The 17535-nt window shown below is 44.3% G+C and carries 14 protein-coding genes; 10 read left to right on the top strand and 4 right to left on the bottom strand.

Going from position 1 to position 17535, the window contains the following annotated elements:
- Positions 1 to 280: 280 nt before the first annotated feature.
- Both ON006_RS06460 and ON006_RS06455 read right to left on the bottom strand, forming a co-directional pair.
- Positions 281 to 1159, bottom strand: coding sequence for an SDR family oxidoreductase (locus ON006_RS06460; protein WP_244819301.1), 879 nt, complete (start codon positions 1157 to 1159; stop codon positions 281 to 283).
- Positions 1160 to 1290: 131 nt separating this feature from the next.
- Positions 1291 to 1638, bottom strand: coding sequence for a winged helix-turn-helix transcriptional regulator (locus ON006_RS06455; protein WP_244819302.1), 348 nt, complete (start codon positions 1636 to 1638; stop codon positions 1291 to 1293).
- Positions 1639 to 1704: 66 nt separating this feature from the next.
- Here ON006_RS06455 and ON006_RS06450 point away from each other — a divergent pair, with 66 nt between their 5' ends.
- From ON006_RS06450 to ON006_RS06430, 5 genes are all read left to right on the top strand, one after another.
- Entirely contained in the window at positions 1705 to 1905 is a 201-nt protein-coding gene (locus tag ON006_RS06450; protein WP_244819303.1) for a hypothetical protein, read from the top strand.
- A gap of 19 nt (positions 1906 to 1924) precedes the next feature.
- A complete protein-coding gene (locus tag ON006_RS06445; protein WP_244819304.1) occupies positions 1925 to 2695 on the top strand; it encodes an NADPH-dependent F420 reductase in 771 nt (256 codons plus the stop codon).
- A 153-nt stretch (positions 2696 to 2848) separates the two neighbouring features.
- Positions 2849 to 3667, top strand: a complete 819-nt coding sequence (locus ON006_RS06440) for an SDR family NAD(P)-dependent oxidoreductase (RefSeq protein WP_244819305.1) — start codon at positions 2849 to 2851, stop codon at positions 3665 to 3667.
- 60 nt (positions 3668 to 3727) lie between these two features.
- On the top strand, positions 3728 to 4624 hold the full coding sequence (locus ON006_RS06435; protein ID WP_244819306.1) for a helix-turn-helix domain-containing protein: 897 nt from the start codon (positions 3728 to 3730) through the stop codon (positions 4622 to 4624).
- A gap of 111 nt (positions 4625 to 4735) precedes the next feature.
- On the top strand, positions 4736 to 5152 hold the full coding sequence (locus ON006_RS06430; RefSeq protein WP_244819307.1) for an OsmC family peroxiredoxin: 417 nt from the start codon (positions 4736 to 4738) through the stop codon (positions 5150 to 5152).
- Positions 5153 to 5325: 173 nt separating this feature from the next.
- Here the strand turns inward: ON006_RS06430 and ON006_RS06425 are convergent, their stop codons facing one another.
- The gene (locus ON006_RS06425; protein WP_244819308.1) at positions 5326 to 7977 is read right to left on the bottom strand and encodes a DUF7133 domain-containing protein; all 2652 of its coding nucleotides are present in this window, start codon (positions 7975 to 7977) and stop codon (positions 5326 to 5328) included.
- Between the two features lie 131 nt (positions 7978 to 8108).
- A complete protein-coding gene (locus ON006_RS06420) occupies positions 8109 to 9002 on the bottom strand; it encodes a LysR substrate-binding domain-containing protein (protein ID WP_244819309.1) in 894 nt (297 codons plus the stop codon).
- Between the two features lie 296 nt (positions 9003 to 9298).
- On the opposite strand from ON006_RS06420, the gene ON006_RS06415 reads away from it, so the two are divergent.
- The 5 genes from ON006_RS06415 (at position 9299) to ON006_RS06395 (ending at position 17519) form a co-directional block, all read left to right on the top strand.
- The gene (locus ON006_RS06415; protein ID WP_244819310.1) at positions 9299 to 9619 is read left to right on the top strand and encodes a PadR family transcriptional regulator; all 321 of its coding nucleotides are present in this window, start codon (positions 9299 to 9301) and stop codon (positions 9617 to 9619) included.
- A gap of 1 nt (position 9620) precedes the next feature.
- Entirely contained in the window at positions 9621 to 12251 is a 2631-nt protein-coding gene (locus ON006_RS06410) for an ABC transporter permease (RefSeq protein ID WP_244819311.1), read from the top strand.
- Between the two features lies 1 nt (position 12252).
- Positions 12253 to 14949, top strand: a complete 2697-nt coding sequence (locus ON006_RS06405; RefSeq protein WP_244819658.1) for an ABC transporter permease — start codon at positions 12253 to 12255, stop codon at positions 14947 to 14949.
- 142 nt (positions 14950 to 15091) lie between these two features.
- Entirely contained in the window at positions 15092 to 16012 is a 921-nt protein-coding gene (locus ON006_RS06400) for a Nif3-like dinuclear metal center hexameric protein (RefSeq protein WP_244819312.1), read from the top strand.
- A 112-nt stretch (positions 16013 to 16124) separates the two neighbouring features.
- On the top strand, positions 16125 to 17519 hold the full coding sequence (locus ON006_RS06395; protein WP_244819313.1) for an NAD(P)-binding protein: 1395 nt from the start codon (positions 16125 to 16127) through the stop codon (positions 17517 to 17519).
- Positions 17520 to 17535: the final 16 nt, after the last annotated feature.

Raw genomic sequence — 17535 nt, 5'->3', positions numbered from 1 at the left:
GCGCGGATAAATCGTAAAAGGCCAAGATAATGGTATGATGCTCAGTGAATGCAATAACAATATACTAAAATATGCCGCGCCTGATATCGAACAAAAAAATCCCCGCAGATAAATCTGGCGGGGCTCAAATGGAATTAATAAACGTTGAGAAAAAAGTATATGTGCAGAAAGTGACCTCAGCTTTACAGTTACTACTATCTATATCTACAAAAAGACTACCTACAAATATATATTTTTTTAAAAATTTTTCTCTCAACACAATATTTGCTTGTAACATTAGTCAGAAAAAAACCTGAGCGTAGTCCCTGGCAAACTGATCGAAAGAAGCAGCAGCCGCACCGGTTGCGTCCAGCACGCCGGAAGTTACAGCAGCCGCTTCTCCACGCTTGTAATGTGCATAATCCTCCACCAAACCCTCCGCTTGCCACTCAGGAAAACCTACACCCAGCAGCATATCTTTCAAAGCCTGCGAAGGTATGTCAACGAATTTTACCTCAAAACCGAGCGCAATCGTTAGCTCTTCAGCCATTTCGTAATGTGACAGTGCCTGAGGACCTGTAAGGTCATATATTTTACCTTCGTGACCTGGCTCAGTCAAGGCACAGGCAGCTGCCCGGGCGATATCCCTGATATCGACCATACTCACTTTTGAATCTCCCGCAGCGCCGTAAAACCTGCCTTGCGTGAGGATCGTTTCTCTGAAACCCAGCAAACCCTGCATAAAAAGATTGGGGCGAAGAAAAGTATATTCCATTCCCGAATCCCGGATCAGGTTCTCCACGACGGCGTGATAGCGTAAAAAACGAACCGGCGAGTCGACACTGGCCGCCCATTGAGACAGCTTGATAATGTGCCTGACGCCCATTTTGCGGGCAGCTTCTACAAAATCGCATTGCTGGTTTTCAGCGAGCTCCGAAGAATTGGTCAGCAAGAATGCCCGATCTATTCCTTCAAGTGCTTTTGTAAGAGATAGTGTATCGTTAAAATCTCCGTCAACTACTTCCGCTCCCGATAGTTTGGCCAGCTCGCTGGAATTATTCCGTGAGCGGACCATGGCCCGAAATGAATGCCCTTGTGATGAAAGGTAGCTGGTAAGTTCGTTACCAATTGTGCCTGTTGCCCCGGTGATCAGGATTTTGGGTGATGCCGATTTTGACATGATTTGCTAATGTTTGACAGTTATGAATGATTGATATGTCAAAATTAGCCCGGGTCTTAATGGGGAAATTGTAAGAAAACGAAAGGGGGCACAAGGCCGGTCATGGGCAGAAGAAATTCCGGCCATTTTTATTATTCGCGGAAAATTTTTTCACGGTGATTTAATCCCCAATCCTTCATTGCATAAATAATAGGTGTTAAGGTATCGGCATAGGGTTCTGCTTTATAGCAAACCTTAACAGGGTAATCCTGTATTACTGTCCTGCTAATGAGCTTATGCCCTTCCAGTTCCTTTAATTCCTTCGCCAATACCTTCGGCGTAATGCCAGCAATACTTTCCTGAATGTCTGTAAAGCGATCATTCCCGACAGAAATCGAGATGATTATGGGCAGCTTCCATTTTCCATTAATTACATCAAGGGTGTCCCGGACTGGCTTAACGGTCTCAAGACAGTTGCAGTATACTTTATTCTTTGCCATACCAAAATACTAATTTCACTTTCCTTTGGGAAAGTACTATACAAAGGAAAGTAGTTTGGTGTAATTTTGCAAAAGAATTTATTCAGTATTTACATAGCTGGAAATCGGAAAACCAATGCTGATAGGGCTGCCATTTGGGGAATGGATATAGCGCAGCCGATGGCTTCTGGATTTCGTCAGGATTACGAAGGCAAGACACTGCGTAAGCATCTTGGTGCGCCGGACCAGTATGGAATTGATCCCGCGTTTGAATCGAAAAAATTATAACCAATAAAATATACATCAAATGAAAATAGGAATAATAGGTACCGGCGCAATAGGCGGTACGATAGCAAAAAAAATGGTGGCAGCGGGTCACCATGTTAAAGTTAGTAATTCAGATCAGGGTGATAAACTAAATGCTCGTGCTGTGGCACTAGGTGCGTCACCTGCAACAATAGAAAATGTTGTAAAAGATGTAGATGTTATCATTTTGTCTGTGCCGACAGTGGCCATCCCAACTTTGCCTAAAGATTTATTCAAAAAAGTCCCGGACAATGTGATCGTGGTAGACACTTCTAATTACTATCCGTTCCGTGATGCCGATATTGAAGAGATCAAAAACGGAAAAGTGGAAAGTGTTTGGGTATCTGAACAATTGGGAAGACCTGTAATAAAGGCATTCAACAATTTATTGGCCGAAACACTAGAAAATGGCGGAAAAGAACCCGGTGCCAAAGACAGGATTGCAATGGCTGTGGCTGGTGATCATGCTGAGGCAAAAAAAGTAATTGTTGGATTAGTTAATGATGCAGGTTTTGATGCAGTTGACTCTGGTGATCTTTCCGAATCCTGGAAACATCAGCCAGGTACGCCTGCTTACTGCACAGAACTTAATGCAGAAGAATTAGAAAAGGCGCTTTCTGATGGTATAAAAGAAGAAGCACCTTTCAAAAGAGATAAAGCGATTGCTGGTCTTTCTTCGCTACCCACCTATCCGTCTCATCCCGATGTAGTCAAATTCAATAGAGCATTATTTGAGAAAAATCCAAATCTGTTTAAGGGAAACCGGTTTTAAAATAAATCTTACGTTTCCGATTAGCTAGGATCTATTTTTGGGTAGAACAGTGACAGGATTTCGTAAAAACGTTTCATTATTGCGTACTTCTGTATCAGAATCGCTGCTAGTAATTGACAGAACTTTGTCATTATAAATATTAACAATAAAATAATGGCAAAAACAATTTTCATAACCGGCGCATCCCGCGGATTTGGCCGGATTTGGGCAGAGGCATTTTTACAACGTGGGGATAATGTGGTTGCAGCTGTTCGCAACCCTGAAACCTTAACGGACCTTAGAAAAGAATTTTCATCAAATTTATTAGTATTAAAACTTGATGTAACAGATAAAAAAGCAAGTTTTGAAGCGATAGACGTTGCAAAAAAACACTTTGGTCGCATCGACGTTTTGATAAACAATGCAGGTTTTGGGCACATTGGCGCTGTGGAAGAGCTGAATGAGCAAGACTTCAGATCGCAGTTCGAGACCAACGTTTTGGGCTCATTATGGACCATTCAAGCGGTTCTGCCCACCATGCGTGCGCAAAATTCAGGCCAAATCATCCAACTTTCAAGTGCTTTGGGTTTAAACACAGTATCATTAATGGGACTGTATAGTGCATCCAAGTTCGCAGTTGAAGGTCTTACTGAAACATTGGCTGGCGAAGTAAGTGGTTTTGGGATTAAGGTAACTATACTGGAACCCGGTGGCTTCTCCACAGGTTTCTTTGGTACAAATTCCTTGGCGTTAAGTGAATCAATACCGGCTTACAATGACGTCAGAAAAGCTTTTTATGAGCAGGCTAATGAGCTGGATTCCGGTAAGCCAGAAGCAACTGTTCAAGCTATTCTGGGCCTGGTGGATTCAGAAAATCCGCCACTAAGGTTGCTATTGGGTAAAACGACTTACCCCTGGGTAAAATATACTTACGAGGAACGTCTGAAAACATGGGAGTCCTGGCAGGATGTTTCTGTGGCAGCACACGGTTAAGGGAAGTAACAATAGCGGGATCCGGGTTTGCCGGGTCCTGTTTTTATAATTGCGAACAATATGAAGCATTTCAAAAAAATTAGCGAGCTGCATGAAGCGCTTGGTGTGAAGCCGCCTGAGCACCCACTTTTCAGTGCGATATATGGTGAACGGGACACTTGTCCGGGAAATACGGAGATCGAATTTTCCTCAGCTTTTTATATTATAGGATTTAAAAAGTTGAAATCGGGAAGTATGCTTTATGGAAAAACAAAATATGATCACGATCTCGGGTCGATGTCATTTGTAAAGCCGCAGCAGAAGGTGAGCTTTAAAAATGTGGAATTAGAGGAAAGGGGATTTTTGATTATCATTCATGAAGACTTTTTACCGGGAACTGCTCTTTGTAGCGAGATAAAGAAATATGGCTATTTCGATTATGAGGTTAATGAGGCACTGCACCTCTCACCTGCGGAAGAAGACATCATCTGGAATTTGTATTACAGCATAGAAAAAGAGCACTATAACAATACCGATGAGCTTAGCAAGGCTATTATTGTAAGTCATCTTGATTCCATGCTTAAATATGCACAGCGTTTTTATAAAAGGCAGTTTATCAACCGGACAGAATTGACAGGCTCTACTGTTACCAAGTTCAATGCATTGCTAGCCGCTAATTTTGAGGAGAGAAAAACGAAAAATATTGGTCTTCCCACGGTGTCTCTGATGGCAGATGAGCTGAACATATCTTCCCGGTATTTAACCGATCTACTGAAACAGGAAACTGGAAAAACAGCGTTAGAACTTATTCATCTTTTTTTGATCGGTGAAGCAAAAAATTTATTGACAGAAGGCGAACTTAATATATCTGAAATTTCGCATTTACTTGGTTTTGAAAATACCACATACTTCTCCCGTCTATTTAAAAAGGAAGTAGGGACTGCTCCAAATAAATTCAGAGGGAGCCTCCTAAATTAACGGACGGGAAATCTACCATAATATTAGGAAAGGTTCTTCATAGTCTGGTATGTAGATCCTGGCGAGGACACTATTGCGTTAAAATTATATTCCAATTTAAAATATCAAATAATGAAGCGTACATCAAAAGCGCTATGGTCAGGTACCATAAAAGAAGGTAAAGGCGAATTAACTACACAAAGTGAAACCTTGAATAAAACGAACTACAGTTTCAAAACTCGTTTTGCAGGGGAAGAAAAGGGCACAAATCCTGAGGAATTGTTAGCCGCAGCACATGCCGCATGTTTTACAATGGCTGTCAGTTTTGCAATAACACAAAGAGGGCTGAATCCAACATCATTGAGTACCGAAGCTACTTTGTCAATGGAGGGTTTTGGTATAACCGGAATACATCTTTCTATCACTGGTTCTGTGTCTGGCATCGGTGCGGATGAATTTGAAACCATCACAAAAGATGCCGAAAAGAATTGCTTAATCTCCAAGGTTTTAAATGTACCAGTCAGTTCAGAAGCACATTTTGTGTCTTAACTCAGATAAATTTTAATCTGGTAAACATCTTTTTACCATGCAGGACTTTCGCATCATGATCGATGCTGGTAGTCAGCGACAAATATCTTAAACACATAAAAAACAAACGGTCGGAAGAAAAATCTTCCGACCGTTTTGTTTAAACTATGCATCGATCTGTTTCGTATCGATGGTTACTTTTTCTGTTGAGACAGGAATGTAATCAGCGAAGCAAATTCTTCGTAAGACAATTCGTTGGCAAGCCCAGGAGGCATCATGGAGTTTTCCATTTCCTTTCTGGAAGTGATGTCCGACATTTTGAAATTGTAAACCGCACCGGTGATGTCTCTCAAAACCAGTTTCTCAGCCGATTCCTCAGAAACAAAGCCCATATAGCTTTTCTCATCCTTGGTTGTGATCAGTACAGAAGCAAACCCTTGTGAGATAGATGCATTCGGCTTCAAAATAGATTCGGCGATTTGCTCGCGGTTCATAATCGAACCGATTTGCCCCATGTAAGGTCCTTTTAGCGGGCCACTCTTGGTAATGCTGTGACAAGCCACACACCCTTGTCTGGTAAACAATGTTTTGCCCAACGCAGGGTTACCTTCGATTTTAGCGATCGCCAGCATGACGTCTTCAATTGAGTTTTCGCCAATCTGTCCTTTTTTATTCTGGATCTTGGTCAGGTCAATTCTCTGCTCCGTTTTTTCAACGACAATGTCCTCACCGCCAAATTCATCGATCCCCATACGTTGGCGACCATTCAAATCTGCATAAAATTGCTTTCCGGTAGCGTCCGCCTTATTCCATTCCTGCATCAGGAAACTTTTGATTGCATCGGATGACTGCCAGGTGATTGCCTTATAATATGGGCCGTGCGTATCTGGCCGGGTGCTCCACCACCATGAGCCATCGTATGGCGCCTCTTCTTTATAAAGTCTTCCCAATGTGGTCAAAATCTGCTTTTTCAATGCTTCATCCTTCGCCTGTTCATAAGCAGCGATCAAACCTGACACCGCTTTTGGATCATGCATATATCTTAATGCCCAAAGTGCAATGGTCGAATTTTCTGTACCGATCGCTTTTACGCAAGCATCCACGGCATTGATCGCAACCAGCGAGCGAACTGCAATATGCGCCGGAACGATAGCCGAATTAGGCGTTGCGTGTGGGCCCTCTGTTCCTTTTGCAGGGGATACAAACGAAGCAGGAACTTTCACAGCAAGCAATGCCGAAGCAGCCTCTGCGCGTCCAAGCCGTCCCAGACCCACACTGGCAGCTATCTGCACGCGAGGTGAGAAATCTTTCATTGCTTTCAAAAACGGCTCGGTAGGTACTTTATCCAGATTAGGCTTTCTGTCAGCCAAAGCGCGTAATGCAAATTCACGCACGTCGTTATCTTCCGTCAATTTCACCAGGTTACTAATTCCTTCTTTTCCTGCGGCCTGGCCGTAAGTGAAAATCCCGGCCGCTCTGATGTACAATGGAAGACTTTTGTTAGCAGCTATCGTCCACGAAGCTTTTGCTGCTTCCTTGGGCGAACGTGCCAGCAATTCCTGCTGACCAGCCAAACGTTGAACTGCGCTTTCTGATTTCAAAAGTGCTTCTAATTCTTTCACAGAAGACTTTTTCACATCTTTGAAAGCTTTGTAGCGCCAGCCTTTCGGAACTGCGCGAACAACAAAACCTTTGTTTGGATTACCCGAATAACCCGCGCCATCCCATGCCGCCAGGAACATACGCCCCGAAGCATCCACATCCAGGTCAGTGATCTGAGCTAATTTGATAAACTCCTCTTCATTTTGTGTAAATGTGGCGCCATCCGCAGTAACCCGGTGTACATACACCTGGCTCCTGCCCCAGTCCGCCATCATTGGCACACGGTTGTATTTAGCAGGCCATGTCGGATCGTCCAAAAACAACGAACCTGTTCCCGATCCTCCGCCAAGATCGATCAATGCGGGTATAATTTCTTCTGTAAAGCTCTTGAAAAGAACAGGGTAGCCATATTCCCCGGACTGGATCTGGTTACTAAAACGAATGTTCCAGCCGCCGCCGTCATTGGTATTGTCACGGGTAAAAATATTCATATATGGGTCAATAGCCACATCATATATGTTACGCATACCATGTGTGTAAACCTCCATTTCAGTGCCGTCAGGACGAACCCTTACGATTCCACCGCCGAGTTGGGTCATTTTTTTCCCTGAACGGTCCACTGCGTCATGGAAACCGAAGTCCCCTACTGCAATGTATATCCAGCCGTCAATACCCATGCGAATACCATTGGTAGCGTGGTCAGTACCACGGCTTTGCAGGAATTTTGGTGAGCAAATATTCTGAACCAATGGTTTGGAAGGTCCGTCAGCAACCCCGTCATGATCCTTATCCTCAAAAACTACCAGGTCCATTCCGGAAGCTTTACCAGTTTCTTTTGAGAAGGTAGTATGCAAAACAAAAACCTGATCGCCCATTGAAATGATCCCACGCGGATCGTCTACTTTCGCGAATGTAGTGCTCTGATCCACTTTGCCATCATTGTTGGAATCAACCAAACGAACAATGCTGCCCTTTCCCGGATCTTTTCCCAAAGAACCGATCATATCAACACCCACATACACTTCCCCTGTTGCCGCCACTGCCAAACAGGCAGGACTCGGGGTAAGATTAGCTCCCGCGAACGGGGTCACATCCAGCTCAGCAGGCCAGCTTGTCGCATTAGGCAACGAATCGATTTTCGTCAGGGCTTTTTTAACTTCCAGGTCGTCATGATGCTGAATACTCGTACCGTTCCAGTACAGCAGCAGAAATGTAGAGATCAGACCAAATGTAATTTTTAACATATTATTTAGAAATCAATGAACCCGCATGATACCGGGTGTAAATTGGACAATATACTAATGTAAATAAACTCCGAAATTTTAATAACTACTCTAAAAACACGCCTTTTCGCACAAAAACGATTGTTCTCATGCTATTTGGCCTGGTAGCTTGCAAATTTGATAAAAAGTTCGGGCAAGGCTTCATGCTGTCCATGCAAAATTGTAAAATAGAAATACCGCTCAATTGTCAGGCCTTCTACATCAATGATCCGGCATTCCTTACTTTGCAATTCCTTGAGCACTGCATGAATGGATAAAAAAGCCATACTATCCGAGTGCAGCACATATAATTTCATGCTCTCGCTCCCACCCAGCTGCATTTCGTTGTTGAGCTCGGAAATACTAATACCTACTTTTTTCAAGGCATGTGCAACTACTTCCAATGTCCCTGAACCTGGCTCTCGTAAAAGCAGTGGAACCTCCCTGAGCTTTTCAGCAGGTATTGAACCGGTGGCTCCGGTAGGGTTTTTACTACTGGCCACGAGCACGATCTCATCTTTGAGAAATTCAATGTACTTGATGGCAGCGTTTTTTGAATAACCTTCAATTACACCGAGATCAATTTCCTTGTTTTGCAGCGCCAGCTCAATTTCCTCGGTATTTTTTATGGTCAGACTAACCTTAATTGTCTGAAATTTTTGGTGAAATGCTGCCAGTATAGGTGGTAGAATGTACTGGGCCGCGGTTGTGCTTGCCCCCAGTCTCAATGTTCCGCCCAAACGATGGGACATGCTATTGATTTCAAATTCAAGGTTCCGGTAAACTTCAAATATCTGCTCGGCATGATGCACCAGTATCTGTCCGGCCTGAGTCAGCTTTATTTTGGAGCCATTTCTTTCGAAAAGCTTGGTATTCAACTGATTTTCCAGCTCATGAATGTGCTTGGTGACCGCAGGCTGGCTAATAAACAATTCCGCCGCGGCTTTGGTGAAATTGAGCCTTTTGGCAACCGTATGAAAAACCTGCAACCGAAAATCGAAAACCATGGGGCGGATTAAAAATTAAACTTAGTTCATCCCGGCCGATTATTCAAGTTCCAATACAGATCAGTGTTCGACTGTGAATATGAATGTTCAAATTCGGACAATACAATTTTAGGAAAAGTGACTTTTTATTGCCTTCAAGGCACTTTTCAAAACTGGCAAGGGATTTGTTATACAATTACAGAAATAATAACGGCGACCACCGCTGACCATGGACGATTAACCATTGTCTATCGTTAGCGGTCAGTCGTCGGTTGTCAATCGTCGGCGGTCAATCGTCAAAGCTCAACTTAACAAATATGAAAGGTACGTACTTAGGAGAGTTTGAAGAAGTTGTTTTATTAGCCGCCGCGATTTTGTCCGGGGATGCCTACGGTGCGGCTATTACCAACGAAATCGAGCAGCAAATGGGCCGGTCGGTCAATCTGGGGGCGGTGCACGCTGCTCTGCACCGACTGGAAGAAAAAGGACTGCTTTCCTCACGCATGGGCGGCGCTACCGCTGAAAGAGGTGGTCGTAGCAAGCGGCTTTTTACGGTGACAATGGCCGGCACGCGGGCACTGGACAACATTCGTGACATCCGCAACAGAATGTGGGACAACATTCCAAAACCCGCCTGATATGAAACCAAATCACATTCAGAAACCTCCGAAATGGGCTACCTGGCTACTGCATTGTCTGTGCGCTGACCATTTGATGGAAGAAATGGACGGTGACCTGGAAGAACTTTTCTACCAGCGCGTGAAGTCTGTGGGAGTTACAAAAGCACGTTTCCGCTACGTAATCGACGTTTTCAGTATGCTCAGACCATTTGCATTTAAAAAGAAGAAAAACACATACCCCCAATTTACCTATACCCAACCCGCCATGATCAGAAACAATTTCAAAATCGCTTTTCGGAATCTTTGGAAACACAAGGCATTTACATTCATCAATGTCATGGGGCTTACCGTCGGAATGTCGGCTTGCTTTTTGATCGCATTGTATGTTCATTTTGAGTTAAGCTACGATGGTTTTAACAAAAAAGCGGATCGGATTTACAGACTGGCAACGGATTTAAAAACCACTTCCGAAACATTGAATTACAGCATCAGCTCGTGGGCATTTGGACCGAATTTAAAAAATGAATTCGAAGAAGTTGAGGCATTTACACGCATCAGTACCCGAAATTATCTGGTCAGGAAAGGTGATCTCAAATTCAAGGAAGAAAAAACCGTCTTTGCAGACAGTTCTCTTTTCAATGTTTTTGATTTTGAATTGATTAAAGGAGATCCAAAAACAGCATTGAAAGACCAAATGAGCATCGTTTTCACTGAGAAGACGGCTAAGAAATATTTCGGCGATGCGGACCCGATCGGTCAGACATTGCTGCTTGGGGATGAAGGCATACCTGCCACCGTTACCGGGGTCATGAAAGAAGCGCCTGCGAATTCCCAGATCAAAGGCGACCTTTTTGTTTCGATGAGCTCTTACACCCAACGTTTCAACAAAGGCGTCGACACCGATTGGGGCAACTTCGGCACCACCACCTATCTGCTGCTCAATCCAGGCGTAAAAACCGAAAAACTTGCAGCCAAATTCCCTCCATTTTTAGAAAAACACGCAGGACAAATGATGCGTGAAAATAAAATGGCTATAACATTTGTCATGGAGCCTTTGCTGGACATTTACCTGCATTCAAAACGCGAGGCGGAAGAATCAGGGAGCATGAACAATGTCTACATTTTCTCGGTAGTTGCGATTTTTATACTGCTCATTGCCTGCATCAATTTTATAAATCTTACCACAGCGCGTTCCGCAGAAAGGGCGCGGGAAGTAGGCGTACGCAAAGCTGTCGGCGCGGCCCGTTCGCTTCTCAGGCGACAGTTCATCATCGAATCGGTCCTGCTTTGCACCATTGCTTTTGTTTTCTCGGTTGTGCTATCGGCCATTTCGATTCCGTTTTTCAATGATCTTTCAGGAAAAATCATCAGCACAGGCATAGCTGACAACCCGCAGTTTGTAGCCTGCTTATTCCTAGCCGCACTGCTGATCGGTTGCTTGGCGGGAATTTATCCGGCATTTGTTTTATCTTCCTTTGATCCGATTGTCGTTTTGAAAGGCAGGTTTACGATGAGTGCAAAAGGAAATTTGCTTCGGAAAGGCCTGGTAACGGTTCAGTTTGCTGTCTCTATCGCATTGATTATCGCAACGATCGTCGTTTACAAGCAGGTTAATTTTATGCGCAGTCGTGATCTTGGTTTTTCCAAAGATCAAATGTTGGTCATTAATGGTGAAACCGACAAAAAGCGCAATGTATTTCAAGAGTCCCTGCTAAACATTAGCGGCGTTAAATCAACGGCTGCTTCCACACGTGTACCTGGCTCCAAAAACAATGAGGCTTACTCTGAAATTGAGAATGCACGAGGCGAAATGCAGAGCGGAAACCTGGAAGTTTACAGTGTCGATTTCAATTTTTTACAACAATTTGACCTGAAAATCATCGCCGGACGTGCGTTTTCAAAAGCATTCGGTTCGGATAGTTCCAAAGCATTGGTCATCAATGAAGCTGCTGCCAGAATGCTCGGTTACCAGTCACCACAGGAGGCAATCGGCAGGAAATACAAACAATGGGGCCGCCAGGGGACGATTATCGGCGTAGTCAAAGATTTTCATTTCAAATCATTACAGGAAAACATTACCCCGCTCACTTTCCGTTTTCTGGATTTTTGGAATGGCGATTTGGTTTCGGTCAAAATCGAAGGCAATCATGTCAGACAGACCTTGGCCAGCATTGAAAAGGAATGGAAAGCCCAGAACCCCGAAAAGCCATTTACGTACTACTTTATGGATGAGTATTTCGACCGCCAGTACCGGGCAGACGAGCGTTTTGAAAGGCTGTTTCTGGATTTCGCTGTTCTTGCCATTTTCATTTCCTGCCTCGGCCTGCTCGGTCTTGCATCTTATAGTACAATGCAGCGCACGAAGGAAATCGGCGTTCGTAAAGTAATGGGTGCTTCGACGGGTAGCATTGTCGGACTTTTGTCAAAAGATTTCCTAAAACTGGTTTCGCTGGCTTTCCTGATCGCCTCTCCCCTCGCCTGGTTTGGCATGCGTAAATGGCTGCAAAACTTTGCCTATCAGACTGATATCGAATGGTGGGTATTTGCTGTCGCTGCCATACTTTCGGGTACTATCGCATTTGCCACAATCAGTTTTCAAAGTATCAAAGCTGCCTTCATGAATCCAATTAAAAGCCTGAGAAGTGAATAAGATGAATAGCAACCGCGACATTAGACCACCCCAATGGCCCACGCGCCTTCTCAGATTATTCTGTGCAACACATTTGGTGGAAGAGCTCGAAGGCGATCTGGAAGAACTGTATTTTCAGCGTTTGAAATCAGGCAATGCCCGCAACGCCCGGCTACGGTATGCAACCGACGTTTTCAGCATGCTCCGCCCATTTGCATTTAAAAAAGAAAAGAGTAAGTACCCGCAACCTTCATTCCTGCAAACATTTATGATCCGAAATTATTGCAAAATTGCCATGCGCAATATGTGGAAAAACAAGGCTTTTTCCTTTGTGAACCTCACCGGCCTGGTGGTCGGTATTACAGCTTGTCTGTTAATCCTGCAATATGTAAGCTTCGAGCTAAGCTTTGACCAGTTTCATCGCGACGCTGACCGCATTTACCGCGTCACCAACGACCGTTTCCAGCAGGGAAAGCTCGTGCAGCATGGTACCATTACCTACCCTGGTGTCGCTCCTGCGATGGGAAAGGATTTTAATGAAATCGAATCCCACACCACCATTGGGAATCCCGGTACATTCAGTTTGCAGAAAGACCAGAAAATTTATGAAGATAAAGGTGCTTATGTGAATGTCCAATTCCTCACAGTTTTTACCTTCCCCCTTCTTGTCGGCAACCCCGCAACTGCCCTCAAAGCTCCAAATGCAATTGTAATCTCTGAGAGCAATGCGAAACGAATTTTCAACGCTGGCCCAGCCAATTATGCCAGTCTGATCGGAAAAACCCTCTTGGTTGATCGTGACACGGAACCCTATCAGATCACCGGAATCATGAAAGATTTCCCGGCCGCCTCCCATTTACAATATGGTATGCTGATGTCGTATGAAACCCTTACTAAAACCTGGGGTGAATGGGTGAGAGCTGGTTTCGAAAGCTCGGATATGTGGCACTATGTAAAGCTTAAACCGGGTGTCGAGGTGGCTAAACTGGAAAAGAAATTTCCCGCATTCTCCCAGCGACATTTCAAAGGCGATAAGGTTACGGGCAGCCAGGAGAAGTTTTTCTTGCAACCGTTAAACAAGGCCCACCTTTTTTCGGACTACGAATATGAGATTGGTAAAGTCAATAATGGTAAGGCAGTATGGACGATGCTGATTATTGCTGCATTTATTCTGCTTATCGCCTGGATCAACTATATCAATCTTTCTACCGCACGATCGCTGGAACGTGCCAAGGAAGTGGGCGTTCGCAAGGTCGCCGGAGCCACTTCTGCTCAGCTCATCTGGCAGTTTCTATCTGAATCTGTTCTGCTTAACCTGCTCGCACTTGTGTTGGCAATCGGGCTTACCGTAGCATTGCAGCCAGCTTTGAACAAGCTCATTGAGAAACCGTTGTCTCTTTCACTGCTGACTGGTGGTGGATTTGGCGGAATTTATATGGTTTTTGTGCTGGCCGGTGTCTTTTTGCTGGGTATTCTGCTTTCCGGATTTTATCCGGCCTTCGCATTGTCAGCATTCAAAGCGATACAGGTTTTGAAGGGATCATTCAAGAGGTCCACAAAAGGCATCTGGGTACGCCAGTCACTTGTTGTTTTTCAATATACCGCTTCCATTACGCTCATCGTCGGTACATTCATTGTTTTCAAACAATTGAAGTTTATGCGGGAAGAGAACCTGGGTTTCAATATGGATCGCGTGCTGGTCGTGCGCGGGCCAGAGCTTACTCGTTGGGATTCAACCTCTATTGACAAGATCAAGGCCTTTAAGACAGAGCTGGAACGCATTCCTTCCGTGAAAGTAGCGAGCAATTCGGCCAATGTATTTGGCAACCGTCTGAGCCGCAGTTTTGATATCAGAAGAGTAGGTTCCAATGACACAAAAGGCGTCACGTTCAGCCGCATGCCCGTAGATCTGGACTTTTTTGATACCTACCAGATCAAAATGCTGGCAGGTCGCAATTTCCGTCCGACCGACTCAGATATCGCAGGCGAAAAGATCAACAACGCAATTCTGAACCTGTCGGCAGCTAAGCTACTGGGTTTTAAAGACGCTGAGCAAGCTGCCGGTCAAAAATTTCAGCTTCATGGCAAAGAATGGAATATCGTCGGCGTGGTAAGCGACTTTCATCAGCAATCTCTGAAACATGCCATTGAGCCTATTGTTTTCGCCCCTTTTTACACACTTTCCGGATTCTTTTCCATCAAGATTAACACCGCTGATCTGGGAAATTCTATTGATCTGGTCAAAGAGAAATACGATGGGTTCTTTCCCGGCAATAATTTCAATTATTTTTTCATGGACGAGAAGTTCAATGAGCAGTATAAAGACGACCGCATTTTCGGGCAGGTTTCAAGTTTCTTCTCATTACTGGCAGTCATGATCGCTTCGCTAGGGATTTTCGGGTTGTCATCCTACACCATTGCCCAGCGAACCAAAGAAATTGGCGTACGAAAAGTGCTCGGGGCAACGGTGAGCAGCATTGTAGCATTATTATCGCAGGATTTTCTCAAACTAGTGCTGATTTCCATCCTCATAGGCTCGCCGATCGCTTGGTATGCTGTAAGTCAGTGGTTGAATGATTTTGCCTACCGCATTGACATTGAGTGGTGGATGTTTGTGCTAGCCGGACTACTAGCGGTTATTATCGCTTTTGCAACCGTTAGCTCGCAGGCGATCAAAGCTGCATTGATGAACCCGGCGAAGTCATTGAAAAGTGAATGAGTCATTGGCTAGCTTTGCCATGAATGAATAGATTTCTTTTTGGGTGGTTCATTTGTTGCAGTAATGTTCCTCCAATATTACCTTTTGTGAAAAGCCGCATGGATATTTCCAATGTCTTTTCACAAAAGGTTAATCACTCATCATGAACAACAAGCTCCTGTTTTCCCATATTCAACCAAGAAGAAACTTTCTTCTTCATTCACTCAAAGCCTCTGCTGGACTGGCTCTATTCTCGCCGGATTTGTCATGGGGTAAAACTTCAAACACGATCAAAAAGACCTGGACAGTGCAGCAGGTAATGGATCTGGTTATGAAAGACGGTAACCTTTCACCGATCAGTGACACAGTAGACACATTGAAGTCCGGCAAGGCGGGACAGACCGTTACTGGTATTGTAACGACCATGTTTGCGACCGTGGCAGTGATCAAGGAGGCGGCAAAACGCAATGCCAACTTCATTATCGCCCATGAGCCTACGTTTTACAACCATCTTGATAAACCCGACTGGGTCAAAAACAATCAGGTTGTTAAGAAAAAGCAGGAGCTGCTCGAAAAGCATCAAATCGCCGTCTGGCGGTTTCACGACTATTGCCATTCATTAAAACCAGATGCAGTCAGTTACGGTGTTGCGAAAAAAGCCAATTGGCTATCCTACTACAAAACCGGTTCGGAAGTACTCACCATACCTTCCGTCGCATTGGGCGACCTGGTGAAGCATTTAAAAAAATCATTGGACATTAAACAGTTACGGGTAATTGGCGAGCTTGACCAGCCATGCGCCAAAGTCGTACTCATGCCAGGAGCCTGGGGCGGCACACGCCACGTAGCAAAAGTAGAAGCCGAAAATCCCGATGTACTGATTGTAGGAGAAGTCTCCGAATGGGAAACAGCCGAATATATCCGAGACAGTAGATTACTAGGAGGCAAAACAGCATTGATTATCCTGGGGCATTCTGTCAGCGAGGAACCCGGCATGGAATACTTTGCAGAATGGCTTCAACCCAAGCTGTCAGATCTGAAGGTAACGCACATTGCCTCGGAAGATCCGTTTAAGTGGCTTTGATAAGTCACCCATCTTTCACCTATCCAGTAGAACGAAGTATTAACCCGCTTCTAAGTTGTAACCTTTATGGCACACTTATGCGACATCTCTATACTGCATTTTCCTAATTTCTATGTCATATCAGCGCAAGAAAATTGTGATCATCGGCGGCGGCGCTGCGGGTGTTTCAGCTGCCGCCTATGCTTTGCAAAAGGGATTTCTGGATGTGACGCTCATAGAGAGCTCAGGAACGCTGGGAGGACTTCATAAGGACGTCGAGATAGATGGCCTGCATTTCGATCTGGGTGCATTTTTCTTTTGGCAGCATCATAATATATTGAGGCTTTTTCCTGGTCTGGCTCAAATACTCGTTTATGCAGAGAGCAGCAAACATTTCGCCCTCACTAATCAGCACAATCTGGATCATTATCCCCTGACGCTAAAAAGCTATATCCAGGAAAATGGTTACCTAGATACTGCTGCCGATTTCTTTCGCGTTTTCTACCGCAGGATTTCAAAGCCGATCTCCACCTGTAAAAATGTGTCGGATGTGATGACATATTATATGGGTCCCTTTTTCAAAAAGACTGGACTTCATTTTTACCTTGAACGGCTGTATGGACTTGACCCTAAGCTTCTAGACACCGAATTTGCTTACCACCGGCTTGAAAGCGTTATTTCAAAATTTACGATTAAAAATATGCTCGACGCTCTCTCAAAAGGCGACCTGAATTATTTCAAAAAATATGAAATCCTTCGAGAAACCTGGGCGCGCCCAGAGTCCGGCTTTGAAAGCATGTACCAATTTATTCAAGCCCAATTACAAGAACTTAAATGCGAGATAATCTTAAGGGAGAATGTTGAACGAATTAATCTGCGTGAGAAGACAATCGAAACAGGATCTGGACTGACCATTTCCTATGACTATCTATTTTCGTCGCAACCTCTTATGACCACCGCTTCTATGTCAGGGATTTCATTGGATTTAGATTTAAAATATAGGCCTCTGTGCAGTTTGTTCTATGAAGTCCCATTTGAAATCATGAAAGACTGCTTTGTATTATTCAATTTCACACATCGGGGAAGATGGAAACGCGCTACTTTTCACTCCAATTATTACAATAGAAACAAAAGTGGAGATTGCGAACTGCGTCACTATTTTGTAGTTGAGTCGCTGCCTGAACTCACCCAGTCCGAGAGCGAAACAGCGCATCTGTTGGATCAAGACTTTAAGAGTACATTTGTTGCAACAAAGTGGGAGGATAACTTCCAACACGCAAAACTTGTGGGTCACCACGTTACGCGAAATGCCTATCCTGTTTTCGACATGGGATTTGATAGAAGCAGAATTACCAATTTCAAGCAATGCATGCAGGATGAGGGTGTATATATGGTTGGCAGACAAGGCCAATTTGTACATAATAGTTCAAGCGACGCTTCCCGAAGCTCCATACTGGCTATCGATGATATTATCGAAAAAACAAAAAGTCAGGGCGACTTATCCGCTATGCGGCACTCGGCTTTGTAGATAAGCTTGCTTATCT

This window comes from Dyadobacter pollutisoli (genome assembly GCF_026625565.1).
GTDB lineage: Bacteria > Bacteroidota > Bacteroidia > Cytophagales > Spirosomataceae > Dyadobacter > Dyadobacter pollutisoli.
The sequence above is the reverse complement of the archived record's forward strand: the minus strand, read 5'-3'. Positions and strand labels throughout refer to the sequence as shown.

Bases quoted from the DNA above. Each gene is read 5' to 3' on its own strand.
- ON006_RS06460 (WP_244819301.1), bottom strand. From the start codon at position 1,159: ATGTCAAAATCGGCATCACCCAAAATCCTGATCACCGGGGCAACAGGC.
- ON006_RS06455 (WP_244819302.1), bottom strand. From the start codon at position 1,638: ATGGCAAAGAATAAAGTATACTGCAACTGTCTTGAGACCGTTAAGCCA.
- ON006_RS06445 (WP_244819304.1), top strand. From the start codon at position 1,925: ATGAAAATAGGAATAATAGGTACCGGCGCAATAGGCGGTACGATAGCA.
- ON006_RS06440 (WP_244819305.1), top strand. From the start codon at position 2,849: ATGGCAAAAACAATTTTCATAACCGGCGCATCCCGCGGATTTGGCCGG.
- ON006_RS06435 (WP_244819306.1), top strand. From the start codon at position 3,728: ATGAAGCATTTCAAAAAAATTAGCGAGCTGCATGAAGCGCTTGGTGTG.
- ON006_RS06430 (WP_244819307.1), top strand. From the start codon at position 4,736: ATGAAGCGTACATCAAAAGCGCTATGGTCAGGTACCATAAAAGAAGGT.
- ON006_RS06425 (WP_244819308.1), bottom strand. From the start codon at position 7,977: ATGTTAAAAATTACATTTGGTCTGATCTCTACATTTCTGCTGCTGTAC.
- ON006_RS06420 (WP_244819309.1), bottom strand. From the start codon at position 9,002: ATGGTTTTCGATTTTCGGTTGCAGGTTTTTCATACGGTTGCCAAAAGG.
- ON006_RS06415 (WP_244819310.1), top strand. From the start codon at position 9,299: ATGAAAGGTACGTACTTAGGAGAGTTTGAAGAAGTTGTTTTATTAGCC.
- ON006_RS06410 (WP_244819311.1), top strand. From the start codon at position 9,621: ATGAAACCAAATCACATTCAGAAACCTCCGAAATGGGCTACCTGGCTA.
- ON006_RS06405 (WP_244819658.1), top strand. From the start codon at position 12,253: ATGAATAGCAACCGCGACATTAGACCACCCCAATGGCCCACGCGCCTT.
- ON006_RS06400 (WP_244819312.1), top strand. From the start codon at position 15,092: ATGAACAACAAGCTCCTGTTTTCCCATATTCAACCAAGAAGAAACTTT.
- ON006_RS06395 (WP_244819313.1), top strand. From the start codon at position 16,125: ATGTCATATCAGCGCAAGAAAATTGTGATCATCGGCGGCGGCGCTGCG.